Annotated in this window: 20 protein-coding genes; 14 read left to right on the top strand and 6 right to left on the bottom strand. The window is 55.0% G+C overall.

Annotation, left to right across the window (positions count from 1 at the left end; translation table 11 throughout):
• Window positions 1–3: 3 nt before the first annotated feature.
• Both QRN24_RS03080 and add read left to right on the top strand, forming a co-directional pair.
• On the top strand, window positions 4–1,176 hold the full coding sequence (locus tag QRN24_RS03080; protein WP_284942325.1) for a MalY/PatB family protein: 1,173 nt from the start codon (window positions 4–6) through the stop codon (window positions 1,174–1,176).
• Window positions 1,177–1,272: 96 nt separating this feature from the next.
• Window positions 1,273–2,274 carry an adenosine deaminase gene (gene add, locus QRN24_RS03075; RefSeq protein ID WP_014169807.1) on the top strand — a complete coding sequence of 334 codons (1,002 nt, stop codon included), beginning with the start codon at window positions 1,273–1,275 and terminating at the stop codon, window positions 2,272–2,274.
• Between the two features lie 45 nt (window positions 2,275–2,319).
• Here the strand turns inward: add and QRN24_RS03070 are convergent, their stop codons facing one another.
• Window positions 2,320–3,360, bottom strand: a complete 1,041-nt coding sequence (locus QRN24_RS03070) for an oxidoreductase (RefSeq protein WP_284942324.1) — start codon at window positions 3,358–3,360, stop codon at window positions 2,320–2,322.
• Between the two features lie 243 nt (window positions 3,361–3,603).
• Between QRN24_RS03070 and blr the strand changes: the two genes are divergently transcribed.
• The 12 genes from blr (at window position 3,604) to gstA (ending at window position 13,991) form a co-directional block, all read left to right on the top strand.
• Window positions 3,604–3,729 (top strand): division septum protein Blr, encoded by a 126-nt coding sequence (gene blr / locus QRN24_RS03065; protein WP_168112406.1) that lies wholly within the window; start codon window positions 3,604–3,606, stop codon window positions 3,727–3,729.
• 232 nt (window positions 3,730–3,961) lie between these two features.
• Window positions 3,962–4,177 (top strand): transcription modulator YdgT, encoded by a 216-nt coding sequence (gene ydgT, locus QRN24_RS03060; protein ID WP_006174966.1) that lies wholly within the window; start codon window positions 3,962–3,964, stop codon window positions 4,175–4,177.
• Window positions 4,178–4,263: 86 nt separating this feature from the next.
• Window positions 4,264–4,704, top strand: a complete 441-nt coding sequence (locus QRN24_RS03055; protein ID WP_025204344.1) for a DUF2569 domain-containing protein — start codon at window positions 4,264–4,266, stop codon at window positions 4,702–4,704.
• Between the two features lie 76 nt (window positions 4,705–4,780).
• Window positions 4,781–5,362 carry an electron transport complex subunit RsxA gene (gene rsxA, locus QRN24_RS03050; RefSeq protein ID WP_284942323.1) on the top strand — a complete coding sequence of 194 codons (582 nt, stop codon included), beginning with the start codon at window positions 4,781–4,783 and terminating at the stop codon, window positions 5,360–5,362.
• Complete coding sequence (gene rsxB / locus QRN24_RS03045) at window positions 5,362–5,940, top strand: electron transport complex subunit RsxB (RefSeq protein ID WP_014169802.1); 579 nt, start codon at window positions 5,362–5,364, stop codon at window positions 5,938–5,940. Before rsxA ends, rsxB begins: the two co-directional genes overlap by 1 nt.
• Window positions 5,933–8,155 carry an electron transport complex subunit RsxC gene (gene rsxC, locus QRN24_RS03040; protein WP_284942322.1) on the top strand — a complete coding sequence of 741 codons (2,223 nt, stop codon included), beginning with the start codon at window positions 5,933–5,935 and terminating at the stop codon, window positions 8,153–8,155. The genes rsxB and rsxC overlap by 8 nt, the downstream gene beginning before the upstream one ends.
• Entirely contained in the window at window positions 8,156–9,208 is a 1,053-nt protein-coding gene (rsxD, locus tag QRN24_RS03035; protein ID WP_014169800.1) for an electron transport complex subunit RsxD, read from the top strand.
• A gap of 10 nt (window positions 9,209–9,218) precedes the next feature.
• Window positions 9,219–9,839, top strand: a complete 621-nt coding sequence (rsxG, locus tag QRN24_RS03030; RefSeq protein WP_020884325.1) for an electron transport complex subunit RsxG — start codon at window positions 9,219–9,221, stop codon at window positions 9,837–9,839.
• Between the two features lie 2 nt (window positions 9,840–9,841).
• Window positions 9,842–10,528, top strand: a complete 687-nt coding sequence (locus tag QRN24_RS03025) for an electron transport complex subunit E (RefSeq protein WP_020884326.1) — start codon at window positions 9,842–9,844, stop codon at window positions 10,526–10,528.
• On the top strand, window positions 10,525–11,160 hold the full coding sequence (nth, locus tag QRN24_RS03020; RefSeq protein ID WP_014169797.1) for an endonuclease III: 636 nt from the start codon (window positions 10,525–10,527) through the stop codon (window positions 11,158–11,160). The genes QRN24_RS03025 and nth overlap by 4 nt, the downstream gene beginning before the upstream one ends.
• Before the next feature lie 617 nt (window positions 11,161–11,777).
• Complete coding sequence (gene dtpA, locus QRN24_RS03015) at window positions 11,778–13,280, top strand: dipeptide/tripeptide permease DtpA (protein WP_284942321.1); 1,503 nt, start codon at window positions 11,778–11,780, stop codon at window positions 13,278–13,280.
• 105 nt (window positions 13,281–13,385) lie between these two features.
• A complete protein-coding gene (gstA, locus tag QRN24_RS03010) occupies window positions 13,386–13,991 on the top strand; it encodes a glutathione transferase GstA (protein ID WP_284942320.1) in 606 nt (201 codons plus the stop codon).
• A gap of 59 nt (window positions 13,992–14,050) precedes the next feature.
• Here gstA and pdxY read toward each other — a convergent pair whose 3' ends face one another.
• From pdxY to anmK, 5 genes are all read right to left on the bottom strand, one after another.
• On the bottom strand, window positions 14,051–14,911 hold the full coding sequence (pdxY, locus tag QRN24_RS03005) for a pyridoxal kinase PdxY (protein ID WP_014169794.1): 861 nt from the start codon (window positions 14,909–14,911) through the stop codon (window positions 14,051–14,053).
• 65 nt (window positions 14,912–14,976) lie between these two features.
• Window positions 14,977–16,251 (bottom strand): tyrosine--tRNA ligase, encoded by a 1,275-nt coding sequence (tyrS, locus tag QRN24_RS03000; RefSeq protein WP_025204348.1) that lies wholly within the window; start codon window positions 16,249–16,251, stop codon window positions 14,977–14,979.
• 125 nt (window positions 16,252–16,376) lie between these two features.
• Window positions 16,377–17,033 carry a pyridoxamine 5'-phosphate oxidase gene (gene pdxH, locus QRN24_RS02995; RefSeq protein WP_025204349.1) on the bottom strand — a complete coding sequence of 219 codons (657 nt, stop codon included), beginning with the start codon at window positions 17,031–17,033 and terminating at the stop codon, window positions 16,377–16,379.
• 57 nt (window positions 17,034–17,090) lie between these two features.
• Window positions 17,091–17,414 (bottom strand): C-type lysozyme inhibitor, encoded by a 324-nt coding sequence (gene mliC / locus QRN24_RS02990; RefSeq protein WP_020884329.1) that lies wholly within the window; start codon window positions 17,412–17,414, stop codon window positions 17,091–17,093.
• Between the two features lie 93 nt (window positions 17,415–17,507).
• The gene (anmK, locus tag QRN24_RS02985; protein ID WP_020884330.1) at window positions 17,508–18,632 is read right to left on the bottom strand and encodes an anhydro-N-acetylmuramic acid kinase; all 1,125 of its coding nucleotides are present in this window, start codon (window positions 18,630–18,632) and stop codon (window positions 17,508–17,510) included.
• Between the last annotated feature and the right edge of the window lie 154 nt (window positions 18,633–18,786).

Genomic DNA, 18,786 nt, shown 5'->3' with positions numbered 1-18,786 from the left:
GTCATGTTCGATTTTTCAACCGTCGTGGATCGACACGGCACCTGGTGCACGCAGTGGGACTATGTCGCCGACCGCTTCGGCGCGGCCGATCTGCTGCCCTTCACCATCTCCGATATGGATTTCGCGACCGCGCCCTGCATCACCGAAGCGCTGCACCAGCGTATTCATCACGGGGTGTTTGGCTACAGCCGCTGGAAAAATGAAGAGTTTCTCGCCGCTGTGGCGCACTGGTTCCGGCAGCGCTTTAACAGCCACATTGATACCGACTCGCTCGTGTACGGGCCTTCCGTTATTTATATGGTGTCCGAACTGATTCGCCTCTGGTCAACTCCCGGCGACGGCGTGGTGGTCCATACCCCCGCTTACGATGCGTTCTATAAGGCCATCGAGGGGAATGCCCGCCAGGTGGTCGGCGTGGCGATGGAAAAACATGCCACGGGCTGGCAGGGAAATAGGGCCGCACTTGAGGCGGCGCTGGCAAAACCGGAAAACAAAATTTTGCTGCTGTGCAGCCCGCAAAATCCCACGGGTAAAGTCTGGACCCGTGAAGAGCTGAGTCACATGGCAGAACTGTGCGCCCGTTATGACGTGGCGGTGATCAGCGATGAAATTCATATGGATATGGTGTGGGGAGGCCGTCGCCATACGCCGTGGAATGAAGTGGCAGGCGGCAAATGGGCACTTCTGAGCTCTGGTTCAAAAAGTTTTAACATACCGGCGCTCACCGGTGCCTGGGGGCTGATTGGCGATAAAGAGAGCCGTAACGGTTACCTCAGCGCATTAAAAGGTCGTGACGGGCTCTCTTCCCCTTCCGTGCTGGCGCTGACAGCCCACATTGCTGCCTATCAGCAGGGAGAGCCATGGCTGGATGCGTTGCGGGCGTATCTGGAAGAAAATCTGGCGTACATTGCACGCGAATTACACCGCGCGTTTCCGACGCTCAACTGGCAGCCACCCGAAGCCACGTATCTGGCCTGGATCGATTTACGTCCACTCAACCTTGACGACAAAATGCTACAAAAAGTCCTGATTGAGCAGCAAAAGGTCGCCATCATGCCGGGATACACCTACGGCGAAGAGGGTAACGGTTTTGTCCGTCTGAATGCGGGATGCCCGCGTAGCAAGCTTGAGCAAGGGGTTCAGCGGCTGATCGCCGGCATAACGACGCTCCTGTAATCAGATTGCGCAACGGAATATTCCCTTGCGCAAATAGCTTTTTACCTCGTTTTGTTTTTATAATATGACGCACTTTAACCAGAAAAGAGTGCGACCATGATTGATACACGCCTGCCACTAACTGATATTCACCGCCATCTTGACGGTAACATTCGTGCCCAAACCATCCTCGATCTTGGCCGCCAGTACAATCTCACGCTCCCTGCACAAACGATTGAGACCCTAATCCCCCACGTTCAGGTCACCTCAAATGAACCGGATCTGGTCAGTTTCCTGAGCAAACTCGACTGGGGCGTGAAGATGCTGGCCTCGCTGGATGCCTGCCGCCGTGTTGCTTTCGAAAATATTGAAGATGCCGCCCGTAATGGCCTGCACTACGTTGAACTGCGCTTTTCGCCAGGCTATATGGCGATGACCCACAACCTGCCCGTTGCAGGCGTGGTTGAAGCGGTAATTGACGGCGTGCGCGAAGGGTGTAAAACCTTCGACGTTCAGGCTCGCCTGATTGGCATTATGAGCCGTACCTTCGGTGAAGCGGCCTGTCTGCAGGAGCTGGAAGGGTTACTGGCGCATCGTGATGCGATCGCTGCCGTTGACCTGGCGGGTGATGAACTCGGCTTCCCAGGCAGTCTGTTCCTTTCTCATTTCAACCGCGCGCGTGACGCCGGCTGGCACATTACCGTACATGCCGGTGAAGCGGCAGGCCCTGAAAGCATCTGGCAGGCCATCCGTGAGCTGGGTGCAGAGCGTATCGGTCATGGTGTCAAAGCCGTTGAAGATCGTGCCCTGATGGATTTCCTTGCCGAGCAGCGTATTGGTATTGAATCGTGTCTGACGTCCAATATTCAGACCAGCACAGTGGCATCACTGGCGCATCACCCGCTGAAAACCTTCCTGGAGCACGGTGTTCTGGCCTCACTGAACACGGACGATCCGGCAGTACAGGGCGTGGATATTATTCATGAGTATACCGTCGCCGCACCGCAGGCTGGCCTGAGTCAGGATCAGATCCGCCAGGCGCAGATTAACGGCCTGGACATCGCCTTCCTGACACCAGCAGAGAAACAGGCGCTGCGGGATAAGGTCGCCCGCGGCTAAGCCCGTTGCCGGGTGGGGTCGTCCCCTTACCCGGCTTTGCCAGAATCACGCCAGACAGAGCGTTGCGCGGTGTTTGGCTGATTCAATCCCCAGTTCAATCAATTCCATAATCTGAATCGCCTGGCTGGCCGGAACCGGGTTATCCCCCGTCCCGTTTAGCGCATCACGGATAGCAGCATAATACGCCGGATAGTTACCCGGGATCGTCAGTAACGTTTCTTCAACCCTCTCCTCGCCTTCCACCCGCGTCACAACCCCGTCCCGCATGTCATAGCCCCAGTCTTCCTGCGGCAAACGCTCGCCGTTTTTCAGGCGTTCTTCCTGAGGATCGAGACCAAACTTCACATAGCTCCCGCGCGTACCGTGAAGGATATAACGCGCTGATTCGGCGGCTGCCACCATTGTCCCGTGCAGTACAATACGCCGCTGCGGGTAACTCAAGACGGCATGAAAGTAGTCGGTGGTTTGCGCTCCGGGTCTGAGCTGGGCCAGATCGACCGTCATACTGACCGGCAGGCCAAACAAATTTACGGCCTGATCGAGAAGATGCGGCGCTAAATCGTACCAGATGCCGCTGCCCGGCCCGGCTTGCTCACGCCAGCGGTTTCGGACCTGAGGGCGGAACCGGTCAAAGTGCGATTCAAAAAAGAGGATTTCGCCCAGCGTACCTTCATTAAGGAGCGCTTTTACCGTCAGGAAATCACTGTCCCAGCGGCGGTTATGAAATACCGAAAGCACTCTGCCAAAACTTTTTGCCAGCGCATCCAGTTCGCGTGCCTGTGACAACGTCACCGTGAAGGGTTTATCAACAATAATGTGCTTACCGGCTTCCAGTGCGGCCTTTGCCAGCGGAAAATGCGTGTCATTGGGGGTGGGAATGACGATTAGATCAATATTAGGGTCGTTAAAAAGATGCTTAGGTTCAGAAACAACCGGCACGGAGGGCCAGTCGGCATGCACTTTCGTGGCATCGCTACTGGATACTGCCGCCAGCGCCATGCCCGGCGTCCCGGCAATCAGAGGCGCATGAAAAGTCTTGCTCGCGTAACCGTAACCAATAAGCCCGACGCGGATGCTATCACTCATAATGTTGCCCTCTTTTATGACTATCTTATTTCACACTGGCTACTCTGACGTTCTTACAGATTAATCATGTGCCATATGACGTAAAATAGCAGGCTATGCCGGTTGTTTTTGTTACATAGATTTAACGTTCTGATTTTGTTTAGGGGAACCGTTCCCAAAGCACTTGCCGCGGGGGAAACGGCGCTGTAACATTTGCAACCTGTATTTATGGATAAATTACACGTACCAGTCATGACGTCAATTATTAATCGAATCATTGAATTAGCGGGATGGATTGTCCTTGGGGTATCGGTCATTTTGCTTGGCGTTGCCAGCCATATCGATAACTACCAGCCGCCGGAGCCTGTCACCGTCGCCCAACCTAAGTAACCGGTTACCGCAATAAAGAGTGACATAATATGTCAGTTACTTATTGCCAGCCCTGGTGAACACGGTTAACCTTCTCTTCCAGGCATCGTCTGATGCCTGTACTTTCAGCAAAGAAAACTCCTAATTTAGTCGCGTTATCTGAGTGGGCTGTTTACGTCTTTATTAATCCGTTTATTATTCGGACGAATTACCTTAACTGGTATTACTCACTTTTATATGGAAACTTATTAATATGACAGTTCAGGACTATTTATTAAAATTTCGCAAGATCAATTCGCTTGAGAGCCTGGAAAAACTGTTTGACCATCTGAACTACACGCTGTCGGATAATCAGGAAATCATCAATATGTATCGCGCCGCTGACCACCGCCGTGCGGAGCTGGTCTCCGGTGGCCGTTTGTTCAACGTCGGTGAAGTGCCTAAGTCTGTATGGCGCTACGTTTTATAAGAAAGTAGCCATCCGCGCGAAATGTTATATACTCTCCGCCCTGCAAACTGGCTGTACAACATTTCGCGCAGATTATGGGAGAGTTCATGACCGCAACGCCTGGAGAACGAATTGGAGGCTGGTTAATCGCCCCACTGGCATGGCTGCTGGTTGCCTTATTAAGCGCATCACTTGCGCTGCTGCTTTATACCACCGCTCTGATTACACCTCATGCAATCCAGACCCTGATGTCGCAAAGTGTGCTTAATATTACGATGTGGTTTGTGTCGTTCGTTTTTGCAATCGGGATGTGGTACTACACGCTATGGCTGACCATTGCCTTCTTTAAGCGCCGTAAGGGTGTCCCTAAACACTACATTATCTGGCTGCTGATTTCGGTTCTGCTGGCGGTGAAAGCCTTTGCTTTTTCGCCAGTTTCTGATGCCCTGGCCGTTCGCCAGCTGCTTTTCCCGTTACTGGCCGCGGCGCTGCTGGTGCCCTATTTCAAGCGTTCGACGCGGGTGAAGAACACCTTTGTGAACCCGTAATAACCTTACAGATAACCTGTTGTCGCCTGCGGTGGTTTGTCCGATAATAGGCGGCTTTTTTATTTCAGGCTAAATAATGACCGATTACTTACTGCTCTTTGTCGGCACTGTGCTGGTTAACAACTTCGTCCTGGTGAAGTTCCTTGGCCTGTGTCCATTTATGGGGGTTTCCAAAAAGCTGGAAACTGCGATGGGCATGGGGCTGGCCACCACCTTCGTGATGACGATGGCGTCTATCTGCGCGTGGTTGATTGATAGCTGGATCCTCATCCCGCTGGATTTAATCTATCTGCGTACGTTGTCCTTTATTCTGGTCATCGCGGTGGTAGTGCAATTCACAGAAATGGTGGTGCGTAAAACCAGCCCGGCTCTCTATCGCCTGCTGGGTATCTTCCTGCCGCTGATTACCACCAACTGTGCAGTACTTGGCGTGGCGCTGCTGAACATCAACCTTGGGCATAACTTCATGCAATCGGCGCTGTACGGTTTTTCTGCCGCCGTCGGTTTCTCTCTGGTGATGGTGCTGTTCGCCTCGATTCGCGAGCGCCTGGCAGCAGCGGATATCCCTGCGCCATTCCGCGGTAACGCGATCGCCCTGGTGACAGCAGGTTTAATGTCTCTGGCCTTTATGGGCTTTAGTGGTCTGGTGAAGTTGTAATGAGTACTATCTGGATAGCCATCGCCTCTATCAGCGTGCTGGGGTTGGTGTTTGGCCTTATTCTGGGTTACGCCTCCCGCCGTTTCGCGGTAGAGGACGACCCTGTTGTAGAAAAAATCGATGAGCTTCTGCCGCAAAGCCAGTGCGGTCAGTGTGGCTATCCTGGCTGCCGTCCCTATGCCGAAGCGGTAGGCGTGCAGGGTGAAAAAATTAACCGCTGCGCACCCGGCGGTGAAGCGGTAATGCTGAAAATAGCCGCCCTGCTTAACGTTGACCCGCAACCTGTTGACGGCGATGAAGATGTGCAGGAGCCGGTTCGCGCCCTCGCCGTGATTGACGAAGCGAACTGCATCGGCTGCACAAAATGCATTCAGGCATGCCCTGTCGACGCCATAGTTGGCGCAACCCGTGCCATGCACACCGTCGTGGCGGATCTGTGCACCGGCTGTAACCTCTGCGTGGCACCCTGCCCGACGCAATGTATAACGTTGCGCCCGGTTGAACCGACTACCGAAAGCTGGAAGTGGGATCTTCAAACCATTCCGGTTCGCATCATTCCTGTGGAACAACATGCTTAAGTTATTTTCTGCTTTCAGAAAAGAGAAGATTTGGGACTTTGACGGTGGTATCCATCCACCTGAAATGAAAACCCAGTCCAACGGCACGCCGCTGCGCCAAATTCCGCTGGCGTCCCGTTACGTCATGCCGCTGAAACAGCATATCGGTGCTGAGGGTGAACTGTGCGTGAAAGAAGGCGATACCGTCCTTCGCGGCCAGCCGTTAACATTCGGTCGCGGACGTATGCTGCCGGTCCACGCTCCGACGTCCGGTACAGTGGTGGCGATCGCCCCCCATACCGTTGCACACCCCTCTGCGCTCTCCGAACTGAGCGTCATTATTGAAGCCGACGGAGAAGACCGCTGGATCGACCGTGACGGCTGGAGCGACTACCGCAACCGGAGCCGCGAAGCGCTTATCGAGCGTATTCATCAATTCGGCGTTGCCGGCCTGGGCGGCGCAGGGTTCCCTACCGGCGTCAAACTGCACGGCGGTGGCGATAAAATTCAGACCCTGATCATCAATGCAGCAGAATGTGAACCCTACATCACCGCCGACGATCGTCTGATGCAGGACTGCGCCGCGCAGGTCGTGGAAGGGATCCGCATTCTTGCCCATATTCTGCAGCCGCGCGAAGTGCTGATTGGCATTGAAGATAACAAGCCACAGGCTATTTCGATGCTGCGCGCCGTCCTCAACGGCAGCCACGATATCGGCCTGCGCGTTATCCCAACCAAGTACCCCTCTGGCGGCGCCAAACAGCTGACGCAAATTCTGACCGGCAAGCAGGTTCCGCATGGCGGACGCTCTTCGGACATCGGGGTGCTGATGCAAAACGTCGGGACAGCCTACGCCGTGAAACGTGCGGTGGTGGACGGTGAACCGCTGACCGAGCGCGTGGTTACGCTGACCGGTGAATCTGTCGCACGTCCGGGCAACGTCTGGGCGCGTCTGGGTACGCCGGTTCGTCATCTGCTGGAACAGGCTGATTTTTGCCCGGGCAGCGACCAGATGGTGATCATGGGTGGCCCGCTGATGGGCTTTACCCTGCCGTGGCTCGATGTCCCGGTAGTAAAAATCACAAACTGCCTGCTTGCCCCCTCCCCGACCGAAATGGGTGAAGAGCAGGAGGAGAAAGGCTGTATCCGCTGCAGCGCCTGTGCCGATGCCTGTCCGGCGGATTTACTTCCGCAACAGTTGTACTGGTACAGCAAAGGTCAGCTGCACGATAAAGCGCAGGCCCATAACCTGGCCGACTGCATCGAATGCGGTGCCTGCGCCTGGGTCTGCCCAAGTAACATTCCTCTGGTGCAGTACTTCCGCCAGGAGAAGGCCGAGATTTATGCCATCTCCATGGAAGAGAAACGCGCAGCCGAAGCGAAAGCACGTTTTGAAGCGCGTCAGGCTCGTCTGGAACGTGAAAAACTGGCCCGTCAGGCGCGTCACAAACAGGCAGCAGTTCAGCCCGGCGAAAAAGACCAGGATGCGATTAATGCCGCACTGGCACGCGTGCGGGAGAAAAAAGCGACGGCAGCCCAGACTGTGGTGATCCCGGCCGGTGAAAAACCGGATAACAGCGAAGCGATTGCCGCCCGCGAAGCGCGTAAAGCGGCTGCGCGCGCCCGTCAGGCAGAAAAAGCACAGTCAGCCTCCTCTGACGCTGAGATCGATCCGCGTAAAGCCGCCGTTGAAGCCGCCATTGCCCGCGCCAAAGCCCGTAAGGCCGGCGAGCAAAACGTGGTAGTTGAACAAGACGCGGAGGCCGTAGATCCCCGTAAGGCGGCTGTTGAAGCGGCGATCGCGCGCGCCAAAGCGCGCAAAGTCGGCGAGCAAAACGTGGTGGTTGAGCAAGAAGTGGAGGCCGTAGATCCCCGTAAAGCGGCTGTTGAAGCGGCGATCGCGCGCGCTAAAGCGCGCAAAGCAGCGGCGCAGACTGAAACCGCTACGCCTGAAGCCCCCGTCGACCCGCGTAAAGCGGCTGTCGAAGCCGCCATTGCCCGTGCCAAAGCGCGTAAAGCGGCGGCGCAGCCTGAAGCCGCTGAACCTGAAGCACCTGTCGACCCGCGTAAGGCGGCTGTTGAAGCCGCCATTGCCCGCGCCAAGGCCCGTAAAGCAGCGCAGCAGGAAGAACAGCAGCCGGCCGCAAACGACGACCCACGTAAAGCCGCAGTCGCCGCCGCCATTGCGCGCGTTCAGGCGAAGAAAGCCGCACAGCAAGCAGTTAACGAGGATTAAATGGTTTTCAGAATCGCAAGTTCCCCTTACACCCATAATCAGCGCCAGACATCACGCATCATGATGCTGGTGTGCCTGGCGGCGCTGCCGGGCATTGCCGTTCAGTGCTGGTTTTTCGGCTGGGGAACGCTGTTCCAGATAGTGCTGGGTTGTGCCAGCGCCTTAGGGGCAGAAGCCCTGGTGCTTAAACTGCGTAAGCTGGCGGTTTCCCGCATCCTTGCCGATAACTCAGCACTGCTGACTGGCCTGTTGCTGGCAATCAGTATTCCACCGTTTGCTCCGTGGTGGATGGTGGTGCTCGGTACGGTGTTTGCAGTCATTATTGCCAAACAACTTTATGGTGGGCTGGGCCATAACCCGTTCAACCCGGCGATGATTGGCTACGTCGTACTGCTGATCTCCTTCCCGGTTCAGATGACCAGCTGGTTGCCGCCGCATGACATTGCCGCGACGGTACCCGGCTTTATGGATGCCCTGCACGTTATCTTTACCGGCCATACCGCGCTCGGTGCGGATATGAACGCGCTGCGTATGGGCGTGGATGGCATCAGCCAGGCCACACCACTCGATACGTTTAAAACCTCCCTGCATGCCGGGCACTCCGTCGATCAGATTATGAAATCTGCCATCTTCAGCGGCATGCTGGCGGGCGCGGGCTGGCAGTGGGTGAACCTTGCTTATTTGCTGGGCGGGCTCTTCCTGCTGCAGCAGAAAGCGATCCGCTGGCATATTCCGGTCAGCTTCCTCGTGACGCTGGCGGTCTGCGCCACACTGGGATGGGTGTTCTCGCCAGAATCGCTCGCCAGCCCACAGATGCATCTGCTCTCGGGGGCAACCATGCTGGGTGCGTTCTTTATCCTGACCGATCCGGTAACGGCATCTACCACGAACCGTGGCCGCCTGATCTTCGGTGCACTGGCCGGCTTGCTGGTGTGGCTCATCCGCAGCTTTGGCGGTTACCCGGACGGTGTGGCATTCGCGGTTCTGCTTGCAAACATCACCGTTCCGCTCATCGACTACTACACGCGTCCGCGCGTGTACGGCCACCGTTAAGGGTTTCGCGATGCTGAAAACAATGCAAAAACACGGCGTCACGCTGGCCATTTTCGCCGCGGTCCTCACCGGACTGACGGCCCTGGTGAACAACCTGACCAAATCGACCATCGACGAACAGGCGGTGAAGCAGCAAAAAGCCCTGTTCGATCAGGTGATCCCCCCTGATTTCTACGATAATGACCTGCAGAAAAGTTGCTTCGTGGTCCAGGCACCTCAGTTAGGCAAAGGCCCGCACCGCGTCTTTATTGCCCGTAAGGGGGATAACGCGGTAGGCGCGGTAATGGAAGCGACGGCGCCCGATGGCTACTCCGGGGCGATTCAACTGCTGGTCGGCAGCGATTTCTCCGGTACCGTGTTGGGTACGCGCGTGACGGAACATCATGAGACGCCAGGCCTGGGGGATAAAATTGAAACCCGTCTGAGCGACTGGATTTTGCATTTTGCCGGAAAAGTGATCCACGGCGAAGCGGATCCTGCATTTGCTGTGAAAAAGGATGGCGGCGAGTTTGACCAGTTCACGGGGGCAACCATTACCCCACGGGCCGTGGTCAATGCCGTAAAACGAGCCGGGCTGTATGCGGAAACGCTGCCCGCGCAGATGAACAATCTTCCGGCCTGTGAGGAGTAATCATGAGCCAGGTTAAAGAGGTTATCGTCCAGGGATTGTGGAAGAACAACTCCGCGCTGGTACAGCTGCTGGGGATGTGTCCGCTGCTGGCAGTGACATCCACCGCCACCAACGCGCTGGGTCTGGGGCTGGCAACCACGCTGGTTCTCACCCTGACCAACCTGTCCATCTCTGCCCTGCGCCGCTGGACGCCATCGGAAATCCGTATTCCGATTTACGTCATGATCATCGCGTCGGTGGTGAGTATCGTCCAGATGCTGATTAACGCTTATGCGTTCGGTCTGTATCAGTCGCTCGGGATCTTTATTCCCCTCATCGTAACCAACTGTATTGTGGTCGGGCGCGCGGAAGCTTTTGCCGTGAAAAACAGCCCGGCGATGTCGGCTCTGGATGGTTTCTCTATTGGTATGGGGGCAACCGGTGCCATGTTCGTGCTCGGTTCAATGCGTGAGATCCTGGGTAACGGAACGCTGTTTGATGGCGCAGATGCGCTGCTCGGCGGCTGGGCTAAAGCGCTGCGCATCGAAGTCTTCCACACCGATACGCCGTTCCTGCTGGCCATGCTGCCGCCAGGCGCGTTTATTGGCCTCGGCATGATGCTGGCGATAAAATATCTGATTGATGAAAAACGTAAGCGCCGCGCGGCTGAGCGCAGCGTACAGGAAGGGATACCCGAGAAGGCCTCATGAATAAAGAAAAGCGCATTGCGATCCTGACCCGTCTGCGGGATGAGAACCCACACCCGACGACGGAGCTGAATTTTAACTCCCCGTTCGAGCTATTGATCGCCGTGCTGCTCTCTGCGCAGGCTACCGACGTGAGCGTTAATAAGGCGACCGCCCTGCTTTATCCGGTCGCCAACACGCCAAAGGCGATGCTGGAGCTGGGCGTGGACGGGGTGAAGTCCTATATCAAAACCATCGGTCTGTTTAACAGCAAGGCTGAGAACGTGATCAAAACCTGCCGGATCCTGCTGGAACAGCACGGGGGTGAAGTGCCGGAAGATCGCGCCGCGCTGGAAGCATTACCCGGCGTGGGACGTAAGACTGCGAATGTGGTACTTAACACCGCGTTTGGCTGGCCGACTATCGCCGTTGATACCCATATTTTCCGCGTCTCTAACCGCACGAACTTCGCACCGGGCAAGAATGTCGAGCAGGTTGAAGAGAAACTGCTAAAAGTGGTTCCCGCCGAATTTAAGGTGGATTGCCATCACTGGCTCATTCTCCATGGCCGTTATACCTGTATTGCCCGTAAGCCTCGCTGTGGCTCCTGTATTATCGAAGATCTCTGCGAGTACAAAGAGAAAGTGTATCCCTGATATCTTCCGCTTTCCGTTTTCTGACGCAACGCCAATTCCTTACCAAGAGAGGGTCTACCAGAAGACCTTCTTTTGACCATAATTTATCCGCCTTCCTTACCGCTTCCCTTATCACTTGTTCGAGCCTTTAACGCTCAAACAGGTTAATACTTTTTTCATAGCCGAAAATTTCTATACATATGTGATCAAGATCACCCTGATAACTTCGTGTTGAATTTTTGTTGTTAAAAGCGGCGTAAACCCTTTGCCAGACAAGATCAAACTCATCATGAGCAACACATAAGACCAGCTATTTTTCAGAATATGGGCTATATTACTGCAATAAACCTCAAATAGCAGAACATATCGCCATTGAGGGCAAAATACGGGTGAATGCCAGTCAAAAAAACTCCCTTTACAGATCGTATGAAATTTAACGCTGAATAACATTTGTATGAACCGCCGATTATAGCGGCCCAGTTATATGTAACAGATTATTACAAACGTATTGCCAGACGGTGCAGGATAGTGAACATTACCCGCCGTTTCTCCTCCCAATATAACTATAAGGCGGATGGACTACGGCCATCACGCGATGAACACCCCCGTTAATATGGGATGTAAAAAAAGAGGTATATGTGTCGACTGCAAACAATAAACCAACAGATGAAAGCGTAAGTCTTAACGCTTTTAAACAACCTAAAGCGTTCTATCTCATCTTCTCTATCGAGTTATGGGAGCGTTTTGGTTATTACGGCCTGCAAGGGATCATGGCGGTTTACCTGGTAAAACAGCTGGGTATGTCCGAAGCAGATTCCATTACGCTGTTCTCCTCTTTCAGTGCCCTGGTGTACGGTCTGGTCGCTATCGGCGGCTGGCTGGGTGATAAAGTCCTCGGGACTAAACGTGTCATTATGCTGGGTGCGATTGTCCTGGCCGTTGGCTATGCGCTGGTTGCATGGTCTGGTCACGATGCCGCTGTGGTGTATATGGGTATGGCGACTATCGCCGTCGGTAACGGTCTGTTCAAAGCGAACCCGTCTTCCCTGCTCTCTACCTGTTACAACAAAGATGACCCGCGTCTGGACGGTGCATTCACCATGTACTACATGTCCGTGAACATCGGTTCCTTCTTCTCCATGCTGGCAACCCCGTGGCTGGCCGCTAAATTCGGCTGGAGCGTTGCGTTCTCCCTGTCCGTTGTCGGTATGCTGATCACCGTGGTTAACTTTGCCTTCTGCAAACGCTGGGTAAAAGACTACGGCTCCAAACCAGACTTCGAACCGGTTCACATTGGCAAACTGCTGGCGACCATTGTCGGCGTGGTGATCCTCGCGGCAATCGCAACCTGGCTGCTGCATAACCAGGGCATCGCGCGTGCGGTTCTGGGTGTGGTTGCGCTGGGTATCGTGATCATCTTCGCGAAAGAAGCCTTCGCCATGCAGGGTGCCGCTCGTCGTAAGATGATTGTGGCCTTCATCCTGATGCTGGAAGCGATTATCTTCTTCGTTCTGTACAGCCAGATGCCAACGTCTCTGAACTTCTTCGCTATCCGTAACGTTGAACACTCAATCCTGGGTATCGCGTTCGAGCCGGAGCAGTATCAGGCCCTGAACCCGTTCTGGATCATGATTGGTAGCCCGATTCTGGCTGCTATCTATAACAAAATGGGCGACCGTCTGCCGATGCCGCACAAATTTGCTATCGGTATGCTGCTGTGTTCTGGCGCATTCCTGGTACTGCCGCTGGGTACGAAATTTGCGACTGATGCCGGTATCGTCTCCGTTAACTGGCTGATCCTGAGCTACGCGCTGCAGTCTATCGGTGAACTGATGATCTCCGGTCTGGGCCTGGCGATGGTTGCACAACTGGTTCCTCAGCGTCTGATGGGCTTCATCATGGGTAGCTGGTTCCTGACCACTGCGGGTGCCGCCATCATCGCAGGTAAAATTGCAAACCTGATGGCCGTGCCGGATAACGTGACTGACCCACTGGTCTCTCTGAACGTCTACGGTACCGTGTTCATGCAGATTGGTATTGCTACTGCGGTTATCGCGGTTCTGATGATGCTGACTGCGCCGAAACTGAATCGCATGACTCAGGACGACGACAAGACGGCGAAAGCGACCGAAACCGCATAATGTCACTGAGAAACGACTGAACAGAAGCCGCTAATGTATTAGCGGCTTTTTTTTTACCCGTTCGCGCACTAACATAGCTGAAACCTCAGCAAAAAGGAGTTACCGATGAAACTGTTCTACAAACCGGGCGCGTGCTCTCTTGCTTCCCACATTACCCTGCGCGAGAGCGGCAAAGATTTCACGCTGGATGGCGTTGACCTGATGAAAAAACGCCTGGAAAACGGCGATGATTTTTTTGCTATTAACCCGAAGGGACAAGTTCCGGCTCTGCTGCTGGATGACGGTACCCTGCTGACCGAAGGCGTGGCGATTATGCAATTCCTCGCCGATAGCGTGCCCGACAGGCAATTGCTGGCACCGGTAAGCACGGTTTCTCGCTACAAAACGCTGGAGTGGATGAACTACATTGCGACCGAGCTGCACAAAGGCTTTACCCCGCTGTTCCGTCCGGAGACGCCGGAAGAGTACAAACCGACCGTACGTGCTCAGCTGGAGAAAAAACTGCAGTACGTTAACGCATCGCTGAAAGACGATCAGTGGATTGGAGGCGCGCGTTTTACAATTGCCGATGCCTATCTGTTCACCGTGCTGCGCTGGGCGCGGGCCATTAAGCTCAACATGGACGGGCTGGACCACATTGCATCGTACATGGATCGCATAGCCGCGCGTCCTGCGGTGGCTGCAGCGCTTAAAGCAGAAGGGTTGAACTGACCGGCGCACTGTATTGCCGGGTGGCGCTGTCGCTACCCGGCCGACAGGAACGTGAATCGTTATAACCGGGTCGCGCTGAAGTAATGCTCCGGTTTCGCGATACGATCCTGTGCCGCGACCACCTGCAGTTCATACTCCTGCATCTCTTTCGTCGCCTTCATGATTTCGTACACTGCAGCAGTCACATGCTCAAGCGCATCCCGCAGCGTGGCCCCCTGAAGTAATTTCACCAGCAGCAAGCCGCTTGTCACATCACCGACACCCACCGGCTGACGCATGCCGAAGTCCACCAGCGGACGGCTGATATGCCAGGCTTCGTCTTTCGTCACCAGCAGCATCTCAAAACGGTCCCTGCTCAGCCCTGCGCGCGCGAGATGTTTCACCAGGACAATCTCCGGCCCCTGGGCTATTAGCTCGCGAGAAGCGCTTACCGCCTCTTCTACGCTATTCACCGGATGCTCGCAGAGAATTTCCAGCTCAATCAGGTTCGGCGCAATAATATCGCTGGCCGGCAGCGCGTGACGCACATGGAATTCAGCCACGCCGGGGGCCACGATACAGCCTTTCTCCGGATGCCCCATAACAGGATCACAAAAGTATTTCGCCGCCGGGTTTGCCGCTTTCACCTGGCGGACAATGCCCAGGATATGCTCTCCCTGCTCTGCCGAACCGAGATATCCGCTCAGTATCGCATCACAGCGTTTTAGCTGATCGATATTGGCAATGCCCTGCACAATGTCGGTGAGGTGCGAAGGCGGCATCACGCAGCCGGTCCATTGACCGTATTGTGTATGGTTTGAGAACTGCACGGTATTGAGGGGCCAGACGTTGGCACCGAGGCGGCGCATCGGAAATTCCGCGGCGCTGTTGCCAGCATGCCCAAAGACAACGTGGGACTGAATGGCGAGGATGTTCTTCATTTTTACTTACCAAACCCTGAAAAAACAAAAGGGGCGTGGTTTCCCACGCCCCTGGATACTTTTAATTATTTCCAGCAGACCAGACAGTAGTTTTTCTTACCGCGACGCAGAAGCGTGTAGCGGCCATACAGACGATCGCTGTCAGCGAAGGTGTATTCCGGGTCGGCCTGTTTTTCACCGTTAATGGTGATAGCGTTCGAGGCGATGGTTTTACGCGCCTGACCGCGGGATGGCTGCAGCTCGGAGTCCACCAGCGCCTGCATCAGGTCGGCACCTTTTTCCATCTCAACCATCGGCACGCCATCCTGCGCCAGCTGTTCGAAGTCCGCTTCGCTCAGATCGCTCAGCGTCCCGTTGAACAGGCTTGCAGTAATGCGTTTTGCCGCGGCCAGACCTTCTTCACCGTGAACCAGTTTGGTCACTTCATCAGCCAGTACGTACTGAGCACGTGGTGCTTTACCGCTGGTTTTGTCTTCTTCTTCCAGAGCGTTGATCGCCTCAATGTCCATAAAGGTGAAGAACTTCAGGAAGCGATAAACATCGGCATCCGCCGTGTTAATCCAGAACTGGTAGAATTTGTACGGGCTGGTTTTCTTCGGATCAAGCCATACCGCGCCGCCTTCGGTTTTACCAAATTTGGTGCCGTCGGCTTTGGTGATCAGTGGAACGGTCAGACCGAAGACCTGGTTCTGGTGCAGACGACGCGTCAGATCGATACCCGACGTGATGTTGCCCCACTGGTCAGAGCCGCCAATCTGCAGGCAGACGCCGTGCAGTTTATTCAGGCAAGCAAAGTCATAACCCTGCAGCAGGTTGTAGGAGAACTCGGTAAAGGAGATGCCCTGGTCGTCACGGTTCAGACGCTGCTTCACCGCTTCTTTGTTAATCATCTGGTTAACAGAGAAGTGTTTGCCAATGTCGCGCAGGAAGGTCAGCACGTTCATGCCGCCAAACCAGTCATAGTTATTGGCCGCAATCGCAGAATTGTCACCGCAGTTAAAGTCGAGGAAAGGCGCAACCTGTTTGCGGATCTTATCCACCCACTCCTGCACGGTGTCTTCGGTGTTCAGTTTACGCTCGGCAGCTTTAAAGCTTGGGTCGCCAATCAGACCGGTCGCGCCGCCAACCAGTGCGACAGGCTTGTGGCCCGCCATCTGGAAGCGTTTCAGGCATAACAATGGAACAAGATGCCCCAAATGCAAGCTGTCAGCGGTAGGATCGAAGCCGCAATAGAGCGCGATCGGGCCTTGCGCCAGTCGCTCTGCTAACGCTTCCTCGTCCGTCACCTGAGCCACAAGGCCCCGCTCTTGCAATTGTTTAATCAAGTTACTGCTTGCCATCAAATTCTCCATGTATAAACGACTGCACCTTTGCCGGTACACGACTTTTCGCCTGATGCGAAAGGTACATAGAATAAAGCGCAAGCGCGGCCTGCGCTAGCGCTTAAATCAACAAATTTCGGCGATTACGGTGCCAGCCTGTCGATTTTCCAGCCGCCATTTTCACGCTGGTATAAAAAGCGGTCATGCAGACGGTGTTCGCCGCCCTGCCAGAATTCCATCTGCTCGATCGGAATGCGGAAGCCCCCCCAGAAACTGGGCAACGGAACTTCGCCCTGCTGGAATTTCTGCTTCAGTTCGAGGAATTTGCTTTCAAGCACGCCACGCGCCGAAATACGGCTGGACTGTTTTGAGACCCAGGCGCCAATCTGGCTGTCACGCGGACGGCTGTGGAAATACTTCACCACTTCCAGCGTGGAGAGACGCTCTGCTTTGCCGGTGACCATCACCTGACGCTCCAGCATATGCCACGGGAACAGCAGGCTGATACGAGGATTGTTTTCTAAATGGTGTGCCTTACGACTGCCCAGGTTGGTGTAAAACACCAGGCCTTTCTCGTCATAATGTTTGAGCAGGACGATACGCTGATACGGTTGACCGTTTTCATCTACCGTTGCGACAACCATTGCCGTTGGGTCGGCGAGTTTCGCTTCGCAGGCCTGTTTCAGCCAGCGTTCAAAAAGCACGAGGGGTTCGGCGGGAAGATCCTGGCGACGCAGGCCGCCTTTGGTGTATTCACGGCGCAGATGCGCAATTTGCTGCAGTTCGTCGTTATCTGACATGGCGTTAGCTGACATTGACATTGGGTGGCGCTATTGTGCGCCGCCCCTGTAAAAATCTCAACGCTTCGGATTTTCGAGCTGGCAATTGTTCAGCACAATACGGTCGCGTTTGTAGACGGTGGCACTGTCGCCTTTCGACCAGAAGACATAAATTCCGTCCGTGTAGCGTGCGCCGGAGGCAGAAATGCCCTGCTTGAGGGTGAGCAATTTGTTGTCGTAGACAAAACTGGCTTCCTGACGCGGATTGTTCAGCTTAACGGTCAGCGGTTTTTCATCACAGCGATACTCCAGGGTATCGGTCTGCATGCGATCAAGGAACTGGTTGTAGACGCTGCATCCTGACAGCAATAAAGGCGCGGCAATAAGAAGAAGTTTTTTCATGGGCGTATTCCGAAGACTTTCCTGGTCCTGGAGGGCATGGCTGCCCTCCTGTTTCATTCCATTCTAACGACCACACGCAGCGCTGAATTTCAGTTAACTCTGATTATGACGTGGATTCGCCGGGAAAATGGCCCCGAGGACGCTGGCCTCACGTGCGCCAGTCACCGACGGCAAATTGCCCGGAAGCCCGGCAATGGTGCGCCAGGCAAGCCAGGCAAAGGCCAGCGCTTCCATATCATCGCCGCTGATGCCGGCTTCATCGGTGGTCGTCACCTCGGTACCTGGCAATAACCCGGCAAGACGTGCCATCACCAACGGGTTACGGCTGCCACCGCCGCACACCAGCAGGCGTTCGCATCCACCGCTGAGAAGAACCTGTTCCGATATCGAAACCGCCGTTAACTCGGCGAGCGTCGCCTGGACATCCTGCGGTGCAAGCGCCGGGAACTGCGCCAGCTGACGTTCGAGCCAGCCATAGTTGAAATATTCGCGCCCCGTGCTTTTGGGCGCCGGTAAAGCGAAGTACGGATCGCTTAGCATGGACTGCAACAGCGGGATGATCACTTTGCCTTCGCTGGCCCACTGCGCGTCTTTATCATACGCCTGACCACGCTGACGCCAGATCCAGGCATCCATCAGCATGTTACCCGGGCCGGTGTCATAGCCGCGTACGGGTTGATCCGGGATAAGCAGAGACAGGTTGGCAATACCGCCAATGTTCAGCACCATTCGGCGCTCTGTCGGATGGGTCAACAATGCCTGATGAAAAGCGGGCACCAGCGGCGCGCCCTGCCCGCCAAGCGCAATATCGCGACGCCGAAAATCACCGACTACGGTTACGCCCGTCTTCGCCACAATCTGGTTATTGTCGCCGATTTGCAGGGTATGCGGTGCGTCGCCGACCGGCTCATGCCAGACCGTTTGTCCGTGACAGCCGATGGCGACGACATCCTGCGGGCGAAGCTTTTCTTTATGCATCAGGGCCAGTACCGCATCGGCAAACAGCGCCCCCAGCCGCACATCAAGCTGACCAAGCTGAGAAAGCGTCAGTTGTTGCCCCTGACAGACACTGAGAATGTCCTCTTTCAGCGCCAGGGGGATAGGCCAAGTCAGGCTCGCCTGCTGTGCCACCATGTTTTCATCAATAGCGGCCAGAACGACGTCTACGCCATCCAGACTGGTACCCGACATCACACCAATGTAGCGACCCGATTTCATACGCTTTCCTTACGTTGCGTGGGCTAATGCTCTCCACTCAACCATAAACAGCGCCGCTTTGCTATCCGGCGATAATATTTTTTAACAATCTCAGACAGGTAACCTGCCGGGTGCCCGTTTATGTCTCGTTAAGTTAAATTCAAGTACAATTTTC

Source organism: Enterobacter sp. MEB024, from assembly GCF_030209635.1.
In the GTDB taxonomy this organism is placed as follows: domain Bacteria; phylum Pseudomonadota; class Gammaproteobacteria; order Enterobacterales; family Enterobacteriaceae; genus Enterobacter; species Enterobacter ludwigii.
Note: the sequence above shows the minus strand (reverse complement) of the source record. Positions and strands in the feature narration are given on the sequence as shown.